General features: G+C 65.8%; 12 protein-coding genes. 5 read left to right on the top strand and 7 right to left on the bottom strand.

The genetic code is table 11. The features are described 5' to 3' along the window. Positions 1–8: 8 nt before the first annotated feature. Positions 9–1052, top strand: a complete 1044-nt coding sequence (locus tag J5474_RS14690; RefSeq protein ID WP_209361676.1) for a threonine aldolase family protein — start codon at positions 9–11, stop codon at positions 1050–1052. 47 nt (positions 1053–1099) lie between these two features. Here J5474_RS14690 and hspQ read toward each other — a convergent pair whose 3' ends face one another. Further along, on the bottom strand, positions 1100–1426 hold the full coding sequence (hspQ, locus tag J5474_RS14685; protein ID WP_209361675.1) for a heat shock protein HspQ: 327 nt from the start codon (positions 1424–1426) through the stop codon (positions 1100–1102). Positions 1427–1686: 260 nt separating this feature from the next. On the opposite strand from hspQ, the gene J5474_RS14680 reads away from it, so the two are divergent. After that, positions 1687–2280, top strand: coding sequence for a transglycosylase SLT domain-containing protein (locus tag J5474_RS14680; RefSeq protein ID WP_209361674.1), 594 nt, complete (start codon positions 1687–1689; stop codon positions 2278–2280). 459 nt (positions 2281–2739) lie between these two features. On the opposite strand, the gene J5474_RS14675 is transcribed toward J5474_RS14680, so the two are convergent. Continuing rightward, the gene (locus J5474_RS14675) at positions 2740–3315 is read right to left on the bottom strand and encodes a LolA family protein (RefSeq protein WP_209361673.1); all 576 of its coding nucleotides are present in this window, start codon (positions 3313–3315) and stop codon (positions 2740–2742) included. A 404-nt stretch (positions 3316–3719) separates the two neighbouring features. On the opposite strand from J5474_RS14675, the gene J5474_RS14670 reads away from it, so the two are divergent. Next, positions 3720–4079, top strand: coding sequence for a hypothetical protein (locus tag J5474_RS14670; protein ID WP_209361672.1), 360 nt, complete (start codon positions 3720–3722; stop codon positions 4077–4079). 16 nt (positions 4080–4095) lie between these two features. Here J5474_RS14670 and J5474_RS14665 read toward each other — a convergent pair whose 3' ends face one another. From J5474_RS14665 to J5474_RS14650, 4 genes are all read right to left on the bottom strand, one after another. After that, positions 4096–4824, bottom strand: coding sequence for a hypothetical protein (locus tag J5474_RS14665; protein WP_209361671.1), 729 nt, complete (start codon positions 4822–4824; stop codon positions 4096–4098). A gap of 173 nt (positions 4825–4997) precedes the next feature. Beyond that, positions 4998–8432: a DNA translocase FtsK gene (locus J5474_RS14660; protein ID WP_209361670.1), complete on the bottom strand. Its 3435-nt coding sequence runs from the start codon at positions 8430–8432 to the stop codon at positions 4998–5000. A gap of 23 nt (positions 8433–8455) precedes the next feature. Next, positions 8456–9634, bottom strand: coding sequence for an aminotransferase class I/II-fold pyridoxal phosphate-dependent enzyme (locus tag J5474_RS14655; RefSeq protein WP_209361669.1), 1179 nt, complete (start codon positions 9632–9634; stop codon positions 8456–8458). Positions 9635–9822: 188 nt separating this feature from the next. Further along, the gene (locus J5474_RS14650; RefSeq protein WP_209361668.1) at positions 9823–11154 is read right to left on the bottom strand and encodes an amidase; all 1332 of its coding nucleotides are present in this window, start codon (positions 11152–11154) and stop codon (positions 9823–9825) included. Between the two features lie 51 nt (positions 11155–11205). Here J5474_RS14650 and J5474_RS14645 point away from each other — a divergent pair, with 51 nt between their 5' ends. Together J5474_RS14645 and J5474_RS14640 are read left to right on the top strand one after the other, a co-directional pair. Continuing rightward, a complete protein-coding gene (locus J5474_RS14645; protein ID WP_209361667.1) occupies positions 11206–12453 on the top strand; it encodes a UbiH/UbiF/VisC/COQ6 family ubiquinone biosynthesis hydroxylase in 1248 nt (415 codons plus the stop codon). A gap of 214 nt (positions 12454–12667) precedes the next feature. Further along, complete coding sequence (locus J5474_RS14640; protein WP_209361666.1) at positions 12668–13426, top strand: SDR family NAD(P)-dependent oxidoreductase; 759 nt, start codon at positions 12668–12670, stop codon at positions 13424–13426. A 300-nt stretch (positions 13427–13726) separates the two neighbouring features. On the opposite strand, the gene J5474_RS14635 is transcribed toward J5474_RS14640, so the two are convergent. After that, the gene (locus J5474_RS14635; RefSeq protein WP_209361665.1) at positions 13727–15253 is read right to left on the bottom strand and encodes a DUF2125 domain-containing protein; all 1527 of its coding nucleotides are present in this window, start codon (positions 15251–15253) and stop codon (positions 13727–13729) included. Positions 15254–15369: the final 116 nt, after the last annotated feature.

The following is a 15369-nucleotide window of genomic DNA, read 5'->3' as shown; positions in this document are numbered from 1 at the left end:
GAGGGCACATGAATTTCGCATCCGACAATGCAGGTCCTGTCCATCCACAGGTGATGGAGGCGCTGAGGCGCGTCAACGAGGGCTACGACCACGGCTACGGCAACGACCCCGAAACGGAGGCCGCAAAGGCCGCCCTGCGCGCCCTGTTCGACGCGCCCCAAGCAGAGGTTTTTCTGATGCCCGGTGGCACGGCAGCCAACGCGCTGACGCTGGGCACGCTGGTACAGCCCTGGCAGGCGGTCTATTGCTCCGGCCTCGCGCATATCCACGTCGACGAATGCGGCGCGCCGGAATTCTACACCGGCGGCGCAAAACTGGTGCCCGTGGTGCCCGGCGACCAGATCACGCCCGAGGCGCTGCAGAAGGCCTGGGCCTTCTGGGACACCGGCGACGTGCATCAGCCCAGCGGCGGCGCGCTCTCGGTCACCAACACCGCGGAGCGCGGCAACACCTATACGCTGGACGAGTTGCGGGTCCTCTTTGACATGGCGCACTCGCGCGGCCTGACCGTGCATCTGGATGGCGCGCGCTTTGCCAACGCGGTGGCGCGCCTTGGCTGCACGCCCGCCGAGATGAGCTGGAAGATCGGCGCCGACGCGGTGGTCTTTGGCGGAACCAAGAACGGTTGCATGGGGGTGGAGGCGGTACTCTTCTTCGACCCGGAAAAGGCGCGTGGCCTGCCCTTCCGGCGGATGCGTTCGGGGCACCTGCTGTCAAAGCACCGCTACCTCGCGGCGCAGATGAATGCCTACCTCGCCGACGGCCTCTGGCTGGAACTGGCGCGGAAGGCCAATGCCACCTGCGCCATGCTCGTTGAGGGGATGCGGCACCTTGGCGTGGAGATCACCACGCAAACGCCCGCCAATCTGATCTACTTCCGTTTGCCGCTTCGTACCCATGAGACGCTTCAGGCGAAGGGCGCGGTCTACTATCACATGCCTGAACCCGGCGACGGACCGGACGACATGGTGCGCGCGCGCCTCGTCTGCGACTGGAACCTGTCGGAGGATGCCGTGACGCGCTTCCTGGAAACGTTGAAGGCGGCCCTTTAAGGAACCGCCTTCGCCTTCGAATCGAGCAAGAGAAAGTTCAAGGGCACCTAGTTCAGCTGAAAGTGGAGCTCATAGCTTCCGTCCGTGAAGGCGCCGAAGAGGTCGGGGATATCCGGGTGGTCCACCGGCTGCCCGGAATAATCCGCGATCAGATTCTGTTCCGAGACGTAAGCCACGTAAAAACTCTGATCGTTTTCCGCCAGCAGATGGTAGAACGGCTGCTTCTTGGCCGGACGCGATTCCTCGGGAATCGCGTCGTACCACTCCTGCGTATTGGCGAATTCCGGATCGACGTCAAAGACCACACCGCGGAACGGATGCTTGCGATGCCGGACGACCTGTCCCAGGTGATATTTCGCGCGCGTGCTATGCATGTGCTCCACCTTCTTCATGTCCTGACTCTACTGCCCCGTCGGCGCGCTTGTCCAACTTTAGCCACGGATTTGCCAGAAACAGAGTGTGGAAAAGTGACAAACAGTCACAGCGGCGGGTGATGCGCGCACAGGGGAGGGTTCGGCAAAGCCTTGCCACTTTGCGCCGCCGCACGCAAGAGGCGCGAATTGTCATTTCCACTTGGCGGACCATGCGTTAAAATAGCTCTAATAACAAAAGACCAAAACGACGCGAGAGGCAGATGAGCAGACTTCTACGCGCGCTGGTGATCTTACTTGTGCTGGCTTCCTGCGGTGGCGGAGGCGGCTCCGGCGTGTCGCCCGACGACCTCGACGACGCCTGTTCGATCCTCCGACAGCGCCCGACCTATTACCGCGCGTTCAAGACCGCTGAACGCAAATGGGGCGTGCCTGTGCACGTCCAGATGGCGACGATCTACCAGGAATCGAAGTTCGACTCGGACGCCCGGACACCGTTGAGGTTCACGCTGGGCGTGATCCCCGTGGGGCGGCAAAGCTCGGCCTTCGGATACAGCCAGGCGCTGGACGGGACGTGGAAGGAATACCTCGCCTCTTCTGGTCGCCGCAACGCGCGGCGCGACGACATCCGGGACGCCACGGACTTCATGGGCTGGTACATGCGGCAAACGAGCGATCAGCTTGGCATTCCGATGTGGGACGCGCGCAACCACTACCTCGCCTACCACGAGGGGCGCACCGGCTACCGCAACGGATCCTACAACGCAAAGTCATGGCTGCTGCGCGTTTCCGCAGAAGTCGGCCAGCGATCACTGACCTACCAGAGCCAACTCGCCCGCTGCCGCCACGCACGCTGAAACAGGGCGCCCGCCCCGTTGGGCGGGTGTTCTCGATCGGACCCGATGTTCCGCGTCCGGGTGTCTGCGTGGGCCCCTGCTTCTTTGGTTCGGCAAATACCGCGGGGGAGTCGCTCCGCAGGAGCGGCGGGGGCAGCGCCCCCCCCTGCTTCCTTTCCAACCTTGACAACGTCAGGATGGTGCTTCGAATGCCCGGCTTCACGCGTTGTCTCACCCGGGGGCGCTGCAATCTACGGAACAGCTCGGCCTCCGCCCCGCCCGCCTGCCAGACCTAAACCTGGACCTAGACCTGTACTTGGCCCGGGATGGCCCAGGCCTCGCCGGGCTCCAATGCACGAAAGGCTTCTCGCGCCACGCCATGCCGTGCAATGGCCTGAGCCACCGCCCGCAGGCCACCGCCCTCAGGCCACCGCCCGCAGGCCAGGACACACGGGCGGGCAATCCTGGCGTACGAAGGGTTCAGGGCAGGAATTTGCTCAGCGGCAGTTTCACATTCTCCAGCCCGCCCAGAACCACGGTCGTTTTCGTGCCATCGCGGTCCGTGATGATCCACTGCCGCAACTCTACCGGATCGGCGGTGAACTTCATCTGGATCGATCCGTACTCCGGCCGTTTTGGATCCTGCGCGGTTACGATGGTGGCGGTCCCGTCGTAGCTGTGCCCGGTCACCATCCCCGCCGTGCCGAGGTCCACGTTCCGCGCGAGAATGATCGACAGCGGCGTCTGGTTCAGGGGGTAGGTCTCCGGGTCGCCGCCAAGCTTGCGGTCGATGATGTAGACCGCGCCAGAAGAGACCAGCACCAGCCCGCTTTCGGGGGCGTTGTAGTCAAAGCGCGCCTTTCCCGGACGGCTGATTGCGATGGTCCCGGTCGAGATCGTGCCGTCGGCATTGATCTGGGTAAAGGGGCTCTGCACCGTCTGGAGCGCGTTGAGGTAGGTCGATATCTGTTTCAGCGACAGCTGCTGCGCCGCCGCCGGGAGCGCAGCGAAAGCCAGAACGAGGGCTGCTAGAGCCGAGAATAACGTGCGGAACATGCGGGTCCTTTCGGATGGGATGAATGCTTCATATGGCATGGAGCGCGCTGTCATGCGATATCAAGCCCCGTTTCATCCGATATCGACCCTCCCTGGCCCGCCTTCAAGCACCCGCATCACGTCCGGCAATCCCACGCCGATCCCGCGCGGCGACTCCGCGGACCAGCAAAGAACGCCCGCCCGAGACATTGTGTCGACGGCAAAAGGTTGGAAGAATTGGACCCAAGCTGTATGCTGTATGGTATAGACCGAGCAATGGCCCGATCGGCACCCTTCCGCAGCGAACTTTTCCGGTGAACCACATCGCTCCATACCTGTCCCAGATGAGCCCGGCTCTGCGCCGAATGCTCATGCAATGGGATTCATGGCGCCACGATCCAAAGGTCCCACCGCAGATCGAGGGGATGCGTTTTCTTCATGTCGTCGGATCCGAGCTTGCCGTCAGCCTGGCCGAGGCTGTGCGCCCCGCTGCCGATGCGCAGCCGGATGATTTCCGCGTCATCTACGTCTCGCCGGCGCTGCGCGCGCTCAACCTCTCCAAGACGGAAGGCGCCTGTCTATCGGAGCGCCAGCATACTTGCCCTGGCACCCCGACATTCGAGGCGATCATGGAGGCGGTCCTCTCGGAACGTGCGCAGTTCTTTGACGCCTCCGGGCCCAAGGGCGTGCTGGGCTATCAGCGTCTGCTTGGCCTGGCGCTGCCGCTGGCAGCCGCCTCCGGCCGGATCGATTTTGCGCTGACGGCGGTGGATTTCTACAAGTGACGACGCCCGCGCCCGCCTAGCGGTCGGGCGGCAGGACTGTCAGGTCATAGGTCACGTCCTGCGTCACCTTGGCCATGGCCTTCGATCCCTCGGGTTTGCCGACCTTCAGTGTCAGAAGGTGCCGCCCCGGCGGCAGCGGACGGAGCATCAGGAAATGACCCTCTGTTGCGGTGGGATACAGGCTCCCGACGCCCCGCGCGGGATCAACCCGGGCAGTGAGGTCGAAGCACTCCTTGGAGGATACCCTCAGCCTCTCGGGGGCGGGCACCGGGCTTCCATCGACCGTGACGCGCAGGGTCACCGGCGCAGCGGCAACATGGGCCGCACTGGCGCGAACCTGCGCGCAGGTCATCGGGCGCGCGGCCGCCGTGGTATCGTAAACCGCGCTCAGCGGCAGAAAGAGGTGAAGTCCGGCGGGAATTGTGCAGGTTCGGCGCTGCGGTTTCGCCGAAACCGCTCCGGCGAGGTACCAGACGTCGCTGCGCTGATCGCGGGCGCAAGCGTGGCCAGTGGAATCGTCCTGTGGGTTCTGACCGGCGGGCGCCGCCATCAGCCATTGCCACCAGTCGTTGGCGAAAAAACCCTGCGCGTGGCCCGCCACTGGCTGGGACGGCGGCACCACGTAACGCTCCACCGGGAAACTACCATCCATGGCAGGCATGGGCAGCGACTCGGTGTCCGGAACTACGGTCACGAGCGCGGTGGCGGCGGCAATCACTGCAGCGATGGCGTAGAGGATTTGCATGGCGGCGGGGCCTTCTCGCATTCGTCGGCTGTCGGGCCGTCGGTGCAGCGGTCGGTTGTCGGTCTACAGGACCGGGCGGCCCCCGGTCGATCCGCTTCGCGGGGCGTCGGCCCGGCTTCGGCGCAGGCTGGCCGATCCCGCCGCTTTCGGGCGGGATCGCGCCGGTTCTCGGGTCAGGCTTGTTCCGGAACAAGGATTTCGCGTTTGCCCACGTGGTTCGCGGGGGACACCACGCCCTCGTCCTCCATCTGTTCCACCAGTCGCGCGGCCTTGTTGTAGCCGATGCCCAGCTTGCGCTGGATGTAGGAGGTGGAACACTTGCGGTCCTTGATCACGATGGCGACGGCCTGATCGTAAAGCGCATCCTCGCCGCCGGTATTGCCGCCGGTATTCAGGCCAAGCACCGCGTCGATGTTGTCCGCCTTCTCCTCGTCGGGGCCCTCCACCACGCCGCCGACGTAATCCGGCGGGCCGAAGGCCTTGAGGTGGTTGACGATCTCCTCGACCTCTTCGTCCGACACGAACGGCCCGTGGCAGCGCGTGATCTTTGCCCCGCCAGCCATATACAGCATGTCGCCCATGCCCAGCAGCTGTTCGGCCCCCATCTCCCCGAGGATGGTCCGCGAGTCGATCTTCGACGTCACCTGGAAGGAAATCCGGGTCGGGAAGTTCGCCTTGATCGTGCCGGTGATGACGTCGACCGAAGGCCGCTGCGTTGCCATGATCAGGTGGATGCCCGAGGCCCGCGCCATCTGCGCCAGACGCTGGATGCAGGCTTCGATTTCCTTGCCGGCAACCATCATCAGGTCGGCCATCTCGTCGACGATGACGACGATGTAGGGCATCTTCTTGGGGACAATCTCTTCGGTCTCGAACACCGGTTCGCCGGTCTCGTCGTCGAACCCGGTTTGAACGGTGCGAGAGAACATCTCGCCCTTTTCCTGCGCGTCCTTCACGCGGGAGTTATAGCCGTCGATGTTCCGCACGCCCATCTTGGACATCTTGCGGTAACGGTCCTCCATTTCGCCCACGACCCATTTCAGCGCCACAACGGCTTTTTTCGGGTCGGTCACGACGGGGGACAGCAGGTGCGGGATGCCATCATAGACAGACAGTTCCAGCATCTTCGGGTCGATCATCACCAGCCGCAGATCCTCGGGCGTCAGCTTGTACAGCAGCGAGAGGATCATGGTGTTGATGGCCACGGATTTACCGGAGCCTGTCGTCCCCGCGATCAGCAGGTGGGGCATCTTGGCGAGGTTTGCGACCATGGGGCCGCCGCCGATGTCCTTGCCCAGCGCCAGAGGCAGCTTGTGGTTGCCGTCACCGTAGTCGCGCGACGACAGGATTTCGCGGAAGCAGACCATCTCGCGCTTGTCGTTTGGCAGTTCGATACCGATTACGGAGCGCCCCGGAACGGTCGAGACGCGCGCGGACAGGGCCGACATCGACCGCGCGATATCGTCGGCAAGGCCGATCACGCGCGACGCCTTGAGGCCCGGCGCGGGTTCGAGTTCGTACATGGTCACGACGGGGCCGGGACGGACCGAAACGATTTCCCCCTTCACGCCGTAGTCGTCCAGGACGCTTTCCAGCATCCGGGCATTTTCCTCCAACGCCTCGTCGGACAGCACGTGGCGTTCGATCCGGTCCGGCGACATGAGCAGCGAGAGCGGCGGCAATTCGTATTCGACCGCCTTCTCCTCGAAGGCGAGGCTGGGCTGCGCCTCCAACTGGGCGCGGGTCGAGAGCTGCACCGGTTTACGAAGGGGCTGCTGCACGACCTTCTTGGCCGAGGGGATCTGGCCGTGGCTGCCGACGGCGGCGCCCGCGCGCACCACCGGCGGGGCTTTTGGCGCGGGCATCGGCGGGGCGGGCGGGACGGTCGTATCGGACTCCCATGCGTCGGCCTCCAGCGCCTGTTCCTCGCAGGACCGGTCGTCGAAGCCTTCTGCCTCGTCGTCGCGCGCATCGCCGTCGCTGTCTTGGCGCCCGTCGTCGTAGTCTTCGCCATAATCGTCGAAGTCGGTCAGTTCGCTATAGGCGTCCGCCTGCAGCGTGCGCTGGTGGATCGCGACGGACGGGGTCGCGGCAGGAGCCTCCGGGGCGGCGCCGTATCGCCCCGCCTCATAAGGGTAATCGTCATGGGGCTGGATGTCACCGGCCTGTCCATCATACGCGGCTGCGTCATAGGCCGAAGCGTCATACGCCCCAAAGGAGGCTTCCCCGAAAGCTGCCTCCGCGAAGGGCGCCGCCGCCTGGGGCACCCCGCCGCGAGTCGCGGTCAGCGCCGGGGCGGCCATGGTGCGCGCCAACGCGGCGGTCAGCGGCGGCTCCGGCGGCAGAATCGGTGCCCCGGCCGTTACCGGCGGTTCCGGCGGCAGGCCCGCCTGGGCACCCGGCGCGGAGTTGAAGATCAATGGCTTTGGCCCGTAGCCACGGCCCTTGGTCAACGGCTTTGACGGATCGGGTTTGTGCGCGGCCAACGGCGGGGCCTCCGGGCGGCGCGTCTTCACCGCGTGGGCGATCTTGGCACTGATGCGATCCGGACGCGGCGCATCGACGTCGTGACGCACCTGATGGTCCACCAGTTCGGGCTGCGGCATCGGTTCCGGCTCTGCCCGGCGGATCAGTGCGGGCATACGCGACAGGAAACCGCCCTTCCCGGCCTTCTCCGGCTTCTCGGCGGCGGGGGCTGCGAGCGGCGCGTAATCCGGCGCGGGCATCATATCGTAGTCATCCAGCAGTGGAACGTCGAGGCTGTCGTCCATTGCCGGCACGGAGCGGCGCACACGCGAGGCACCCGCCGAACTCGCCATCATCGGGGGGATGCCCTCATGGGCCAGCGCCTGCGCTTCTGCGGCGGCGGCTTTTGTCGCGCGACGTTCGGATGCCTTTTCCTGCATGATGCGGGCGCTGCGCACCGCGCCCGAAAGCCCTGCCTGGGCGCCGAGGCCCAGCAGCCGGGCGATCTGGGCATAGGTCATCACCACGCCAAGGGCGAGGAAACGCCCGATGGCGGACAATTCGGCGCGGGTGAAGCCCAACACGAAGGCGCCCAGCGCGAGGATGCCCAGCCCCGTCAGAAGCATCATCACCTTCAGGCCGACGGCAGGGGACAGCGGCAGCGCGGTCAGGGCGGACCCCATGACCATGTCGCCGAACAGCCCGCCCAGCCCGAAGTGATGCGACCACCCCGCTCCCTGCGGCAGACCGGAGGCGTAGACGGAACACAGCGCCAGCCAGATCGGCGCGAAGATCAGACAGGAGAATGCCCGCCCCTCCGCCCGGTGCAGCGCAAAGCGCCCGCCCCAGACCAGCAGCACCAGCGCCAGCGCCCATGCGCCCATGCCCACGATCATGAACAGCGGCGCCGCGATATATGCCCCCAACGTGCCCATCCAGTTCTGGACAGGCGCGTCCGTGGCCGAGAGCCACGACGGGTCGTCCGGTGTGTAGGAGGCGATCATCGCCGAAACCATGAGCCCGATGACGACCAGTGCCAGGCCCACCAGTTCGCGGGTGCGCTTTTCCAGCGCCTCTGCCGTGGTCGAATCGAGCAGCGGGTCGCGCCGCCGGTTCGTCTGGTTGACCTGATAGGATGCCATTGTTCCGCCTCGTCTTTTTGTCTTTATCCGTAAAGGGTGTCCCGGATGAGGGTCAGCCCCTCCTGCGTTTCGTCAAAGGGCGCGACCATGGCCACACGGATGTAGCCCGCGCCCGGATTGGCGCCGTCCACGTCCCGGGACAGGTAAGCGCCCGGCAGCACGCGCACGCCGGTCTCCTGCCAGAGTTTCAGCGCCGCCGCCTCGCCATCCTCGACCGGCAGCCAGAGGAACATCCCCGCCTGCGGGCTCAGATAGCCCGGCACCTGTCCCAGAAGCTCATCCGCCAGCGCGTATTTCTCGCAATACAGGGCGCGATTGGCCAAGACATGGGTCTCCTCGGCCCAGAGTTTTTCGGATGCGCGCTGGATTGGCAGGGGCAGGGGCGCACCCGAGTAGGCGCGCAACTGCTTCATGCGGGCGATGCTTTCCGGCCCGCCCGCGACAAAGCCCGACCGCAGCCCCGGCAGGTTCGACCGCTTCGACAGCGAATGGAAGGACACGACGCGTTCCGGGTTCGCGCCCATCGTCTTTGCCACCTCCAGCGCCCCGGTGGGCGCTGCATCGCGGTAGATTTCGGCGTAGCATTCGTCGGCAAGGATCTGGAAATCGTATTGCTCGGCGAGCGCAATCAGCGCCCGCCAGTAGCCAGCGTCCGCCATGGCGCCCTGAGGATTCGCGGGCGAACAGATATAGACCGCCACCGTTCGGTTCAGCACCTGCGGGTCGACGGCGGTGAAATCCGGCAGGTGGCCGGTCTCTGCGGTGGCGGGCACGAAACGCGGCTCCGCCCCGACCGAGATCGCGGCGATCATGTAGACCTGATAAAAAGGGTTCGGCATCAGCACCACGGGCCGTTTGCCGTTCTTCTGTTCCGGCATCAGCGCCATGCCTGCGTTGTACAGGCCTTCGCGCGACCCGTTCAGCGCCATCACCTGACGTTCCGGGTCCAGCATCACGTCGTAGCGCCGGTAAACCCAGTCGCGGATCGCGGCCCGCAGTTCCGGTGTGCCCTCGTTCGGAGGGTACTTGCCGAATTCATGCGCGTGCGTGGCGATCGTGTCCGTGATCCACTGCGGAAAAGCGTGCTTCGGCTCGCCAATGGACATATGCCGCACCGCACCGCCCGGCGTGTGCACGTCGAGCAGCGCGCGCAGGCGCGGGAATGCATAGGCCGGTAGGTTCGAGAACCGCTCGGGGAACATGGATTAGCTCTGCTGCCTCTGGATGCGGGGTCGTTTGCCGCCCCGCGATTGGCGACAGGATACGGAATTTGGGGGTGGGCTGTCCATCATCTTGACGGGCCAGTGACTGCCTGTGGCCGGAAAGTGACAATGGTGCTGTGGGTTTGACGTGTCATGGGCGGCGCGGCTTGACCCGCGCCCGCCCGGCGTCATGCGCGCAGCACCGCCTCTGCCGCGTGGGCCATGCGCAACAGTCGGTGCTCTGCCATGGGCGCCGCCATGAGAGAGACGCCGCAGGAGGGCGTTCGCGTCGGTAATGTCACGATGGCGCCGCCCAGCAGATTGCCGATGCGGGTGTTGCGCAGGGTGCGCAGGTTCTCCGTCACGTAGTAGTCGCCCTGCTCCATCAGTTTTGCCTGCCGTGCCGGCATGTTGGGCGCGGTGGGACAGATCACCGCGTCGAATCCGGCCGTGGCCCGCGCCCAGTCGGCCCGGACCGCCTCCAGGTGCAGCCACGCGGCGCGGAAGGCCGCGCCCGAATGCGTCTTGCCCGATTCGAAACGCTCGCGGATCGGTGCGAACATGGCGTCCGGATTGGCCTCGATGGCGTCCCCCCATGTGGCCCAGGCTTCCACGGTGTATAGCATGGCGCTGTCGCGGTGCGGACGCTCGATAGCGGGGAAGTCCAGCGGCACGATCTCCGCCCCGGCCCCCGCCAGCCGGGCCAGCGCGTCCTCGTAAGCCTCCGCCGGCCCCGCATCCAGATCGTCCAGCACGATTGTGCGCAACGCCGCGATCCTGCGCCCCTTCACAGAGGCCCCCCCGAGGTCCGGCGCGGGCGCGCCCTCCATGGCAGACAGCAGAAGCGCCGCATCCTCCACCGATCGGCAAAGCGGCCCCACCGTGTCAAAGCTCTCGATCAGCGGGACCACCCCGGTCAGCGGCAGACGACCCGAGGTGGTCTTCAGCCCGACAAGATCGTTCCAGCAGGCGGGCAGCCGCACCGATCCGCCGGTGTCCGACCCGATCCCCGCCGCCGCCAGCCCGAAGGCCACGGAGGCCGCAGCCCCCGACGAAGACCCGCCCGCCACCGCATCGGGATCGTTCACACAAGGCGCTGTCGCGGTCACCGGGTTCAGTCCGAGACCGGAGAAGGCCAGCTCCGACATATGCGTCTTGCCAAGGCAGATCAGACCGTTCAGCATGGCGCGGCGCAGCACCTCCGCATCACGCTCCGGCACGCGGCCCTTCAGCAGGGCGGACCCGGCCTCTGTCACGACACCGGCCGTGTCGTAAAGGTCCTTCCACGAAATCGGCACCCCGTCGAGCGGGTGCCGCCTCAGCCCCGCCTTTGCCCGGTTCGAAGCTGCCTTCGCCTCTGCCAGCGCGCGGTCTTCGGTGAGGCGCGCGTAGATGCGGTCCCGCATCGCGTGGCCCCGGATCGCGTCGAGGAAGCTTTCCGTCAACGCAACGGGGTCCACGGCACCCTGCTCCACGGCGCGGCCCAGTTCGGCGGCGGTGGCTTTGGTCCAGTCGGTCATGCGGTCTCTCCCCCTTGCGCGTACGCGCAGACGGTAGCGTTGCGAAATCGCATGGACAATCCCGAAGACGCGGCCATATTCCGCCCCATGGAACACGATCTGATCATCGTCGGCGGTGGCCTGAACGGCCCCGCGCTCGCGCTCGCCGCCGCCCGCTCCGGGCTCTCGTCCATCGTCCTCGACGCGCTGCCCGGCGAGATCCGGCAGCAGGATGGCTTTGACGGACGCGGTTACGCGATGGCGCTGTCCTCGCAGCGGATGCTGGTGAATCTCGGTTTGTGGGACGGGCTGGTGGATAACGCCCAGCCAATGCATCACATCAAGGTTTCCGACGGCCGCACCGGCGACGCGCAGGTTTTCCTCGGGCTGCACTTCGACTCCGCCGAGATCGAAGAAGGCCCGATGGGCTACATGCTGGAAGACCGCTACCTGCGGCGCGCCCTGAAGGCGGCGGCAGAGGCATCCCCGCTGATCGAAACCCGCGACGGCGCGCGCGTCACCGCCCAGGTGACATCCGCCACGGGAGCCACCGTCACGCTCGACAGCGGCGAGACCATCGCCGGGCGTCTCATCGTCGGCGCCGACGGGCGTGCCTCCGGCACAGCGAGCCGCGCGGGCATCCGCCGCACCGGCTGGGGTTACGGACAGACCGCGCTGGTCTGCGCCATCGCCCACGAGAAACCGCACGAGGGCACGGCACACCAGCTTTTCCTGCCCCCCGGGCCGCTGGCGATCCTGCCGCTGCCGGGCAACCGCTCCTCCATCGTCTGGAGCGAACGCGACGACCGCGCCCGCGCCATCAACGCACTGCCGGACGAGGACTACCTCGCCGTTCTCCGGCCCCGTTTTGGCGACTTCCTCGGGGAAATCTCGCTCGCCGGCAAACGCTTTACCTATCCGCTGGGACTGACGCTGGCCAACAGCTTCGTGGCCGAGCGTCTCGCGCTGGTGGGCGATGCGGCACACGGCATGCACCCTATCGCGGGACAGGGTCTGAACGCGGGGCTGCGCGACGTTGCGGCCCTTGCCCACGTTCTGGATCACGCCCACCGGGTCGGAGAGGACATCGCCGCCAGCAACACCCTCGCGCGCTACCAGTCGTGGCGGCGCTGGGACACGGCGACGCTGGCGGCCTCGACCGACCTGTTCAACCGGCTATTTTCCAACGACAACCCGGTGTTGCGGGCCGCGCGCGATCTCGGCATGGCAGCGGTGGGCGCTCTCCCCTCCCTGCGCCGCGGCTTCATCCGCGAAGCGGCGGGCCTCACCGGTGACCTGCCCGACCTCATGCGCGACTGAACGCCAAGGCTTCCCGCACTCCGGCTTCTCTGCTTCTGAAATACTCCGCGCAATTGCATTTCGGCACCATTTCGGCACCATCGGTTCGAGCCGGAGGGCGGGAATCAGCCCTCTGCCACGCCAAAGGGCCAGCCTCGATTTCGAGAGGCGGGAACGCCTCTTTCCCGCGCGCGCCGCCCGTGGCAAGGTGCGGCCAACAGGGAGGGTATACCAAATGAATTCAAGACCTAAGACAGCCATTGTCACCGGTGCCGCTCGGGGAATCGGCCTCGCCACCACCGACCTCTTCCGCGAGATGGGCTGGCAGGTTGCCATGGTCGACCGCGATGGTTCAGAGTTGGAAAAGGTGGCAGGCGACCGCGACAATGTGCTGGCTGTCTGCCGTGACGTTTCCAATCCGCAGGACGTCGGCGCCATGGTGCGCGAAGCGACCGGCTGGGCCCCCTCCATCGACGCGCTGGTGAACAACGCGGGCGTGGCAGAATTCGGCCCGGTCGAGGACTGCAGCTTCGACATCTGGCGCCGCGTGATGGAAACCAATCTCGACGGTGTCTTTCTCTGCTCGCAGGCCTGCACCCCCGCGCTGAGACAGGCAAAGGGCGCGATCGTCAACATCGCCTCGATCTCCGGCCTGCGTGCCTCCACCCTGCGCGTCGCCTATGGCACCTCGAAGGCCGCAGTCATCCAGCTGACCAAGCAGTACGCGGCGGAACTGGGCGAATACGGCATCCGCGTGAACTGCGTCGCTCCCGGCCCGGTAAAGACGAAACTCTCCGTCGCCGTGCACAGTCCCGAGATCATCAAGGCCTACCACGACTCCATTCCCCTCAACCGCTATGGCTCCGAACGCGAACTGGCAGAGGTGATCTGTTTCCTCTGCTCCGAAAAGGCATCCTACGTCACGGGGCAGGTCCTCGCGGTGGACGGTGGTTTCGAATCCACTGGTGTCGGCCTTCCCGCGCTGAGGACCTGACACCCCCCACCGAGAGGCGGAAACGCGCCAAATTCTTCGGTTCCGAAATACCTCGGGGGAGTCGCGCCGCAGGAGCGACGGGGGCAGAGCCCCCTTCCCCAGGCTGTCGGGGCGTATGACGCGTCAGGGGACAGAACCCCTCAACGCCGCGCCACAAGGCGCGGCTATCCCTGCCGCGGCGCCAGCCGCGACCCTGTGACGCAAAAGCCCGACCGGTTCACCGACCAAACCGACCGGCGCATACGGAAAAGGGCGGGGTTTCCCCCGCCCAGTATCTCCTGGTCCCCGACCGGCGGACCGTCACTTGATCCGTTGACCATTCGCCAGAACGTGGCCCTCGCCGTTGACCTCGATCTTCGAGCTCGCGGTGTCCGGATCCGCCCCCGGTACGGTGAACATGCCCAGCATCATCCGCGCGCCCATGGCGTCTTGCTCCTGCACGAGGCCCATCTGGATCAGCTTGTCGATCACGCCGTTGACACCCGCGATCTGCAGGGTCAGCGCGCCCTCCGGGGCCGGAAAGCCGTCAAACGTCTCGAAATCGCTGTTGTCAAAGGTGAAATCCCCCGCCCCGGTGATCTTCGCCCCCACGGCGCTGATTATGAGATCCTTCAGCGTGACGCTGTTCAGTTCGCCCGGCATGACCTCGCCATCTTCCACCGCGGCCATCGCTTCGGGATCCATGAAATCGACCATGGGCGTCACCTGCGCCTCTAGCGTCGCGCCAATGGTGGCCGGGTCGCGCGGCAGCACCTGGTTGGGATCGAAGATGTTCCACAGCATGTCCGCCATCGTGAAATCGCCCAGCCGGATCGACAGACGCGCGGGTACGGGCGTGTCGGACTTCGCCAGCGGCAGGTCGAAGGAGAAACCGGCCTCCGTGAACTGCGCCTCGATCGGGAAGGGCACATCCGGCACCATCATCGACACCGTCTGCCCCCGCGCCGAAACGTCGTAGGCCATCCCCGCGCTCGACATATCGACCCTGACCGTACCGCCCTGAGACGCCATCTGGCCCGTCACCACATCCAATCCGTCCTGGAAATTGAACTCCGTCTGTCCGCCCTGGTGCGTGACCGTGGCATCCACTGCCATGCCAGCGGCAAAGATCGCTGCCGGGTCCTCGAAATCGGCATTATCGGGAATCGACGTGGTGCCCGTGCCGGTCAGCCCCTTCAGCGTGCCCTTGAACATGCCCTTGCTTTCGGGATCATCGGGATTGTTGAAAGCGAAATCGTAGCTGATGTCGCCATAGCGTGCATCCTGCATCACGGACTGCAGCCCGTCCTGCGTCGTCACCCTTGATGTACCGGAAATCGGTCCCGCGCTCATGGTGACGCGCATGATGTCCTCGGGCAGCGCTTCGCCCCCGTCGGTGATGCTGTCCAGCGCCATCGTCATGCGTTCGGCGCTGTAGGTATACGTCATGTCGCCTTCGCTGCCCGCTACATTCATTAACAGGCCCGAGTGGCTGAGCGACAGGTTCACCCTGCCCTCCGGCACCCCGCCTGCCGGGCCAAAAGCGATCCCAACCAGACCGTTCTCCGGCATGGTGATGTCGACCGACCCGTCGCCCTTTGCCGTGTAGGTCATATCCGGAATGGTCACGACAGCCTCGCCGTCCTCCTCAGGCACCGGCATGGTCAGCGTGAGGTCGCGCAGCGTCAGAACGTCGCCGGACGCCTCTTCCCGCGCGTCGATCGTATAGCCGAAACCAGTCAGGTACGCCTCCATGCTGTCCCAGGCCTGCTGGGGCGTGATATCGGCAAAGCCCGGCCCCGCCATTGCGGCAAGGGCGAGCACGGAGACGGAGGAAATGCGGGTCATAATGAACCTTTCTGAAGTGTGCTGGGCAATCAGGCGAAGTGTTGCAGGCCTGTGCAGCGGGTCAAGGGGCTGGATTCCATACTATGTTCGCTTTACCACCGTGGCGAGACCTCAGG

This window comes from Sagittula salina (genome assembly GCF_017813235.1).
Classification (GTDB): domain Bacteria; phylum Pseudomonadota; class Alphaproteobacteria; order Rhodobacterales; family Rhodobacteraceae; genus Sagittula; species Sagittula salina.
This window is presented reverse-complemented; position numbering and strand designations above follow the sequence as displayed.

Bases quoted from the DNA above. Each gene is read 5' to 3' on its own strand.
- J5474_RS14690 (WP_209361676.1), top strand. From the start codon at position 9: ATGAATTTCGCATCCGACAATGCAGGTCCTGTCCATCCACAGGTGATG.
- hspQ (WP_209361675.1), bottom strand. From the start codon at position 1,426: ATGCATAGCACGCGCGCGAAATATCACCTGGGACAGGTCGTCCGGCAT.
- J5474_RS14680 (WP_209361674.1), top strand. From the start codon at position 1,687: ATGAGCAGACTTCTACGCGCGCTGGTGATCTTACTTGTGCTGGCTTCC.
- J5474_RS14675 (WP_209361673.1), bottom strand. From the start codon at position 3,315: ATGTTCCGCACGTTATTCTCGGCTCTAGCAGCCCTCGTTCTGGCTTTC.
- J5474_RS14670 (WP_209361672.1), top strand. From the start codon at position 3,720: ATGCGTTTTCTTCATGTCGTCGGATCCGAGCTTGCCGTCAGCCTGGCC.
- J5474_RS14665 (WP_209361671.1), bottom strand. From the start codon at position 4,824: ATGCAAATCCTCTACGCCATCGCTGCAGTGATTGCCGCCGCCACCGCG.
- J5474_RS14660 (WP_209361670.1), bottom strand. From the start codon at position 8,432: ATGGCATCCTATCAGGTCAACCAGACGAACCGGCGGCGCGACCCGCTG.
- J5474_RS14655 (WP_209361669.1), bottom strand. From the start codon at position 9,634: ATGTTCCCCGAGCGGTTCTCGAACCTACCGGCCTATGCATTCCCGCGC.
- J5474_RS14650 (WP_209361668.1), bottom strand. From the start codon at position 11,154: ATGACCGACTGGACCAAAGCCACCGCCGCCGAACTGGGCCGCGCCGTG.
- J5474_RS14645 (WP_209361667.1), top strand. From the start codon at position 11,206: ATGGACAATCCCGAAGACGCGGCCATATTCCGCCCCATGGAACACGAT.
- J5474_RS14640 (WP_209361666.1), top strand. From the start codon at position 12,668: ATGAATTCAAGACCTAAGACAGCCATTGTCACCGGTGCCGCTCGGGGA.
- J5474_RS14635 (WP_209361665.1), bottom strand. From the start codon at position 15,253: ATGACCCGCATTTCCTCCGTCTCCGTGCTCGCCCTTGCCGCAATGGCG.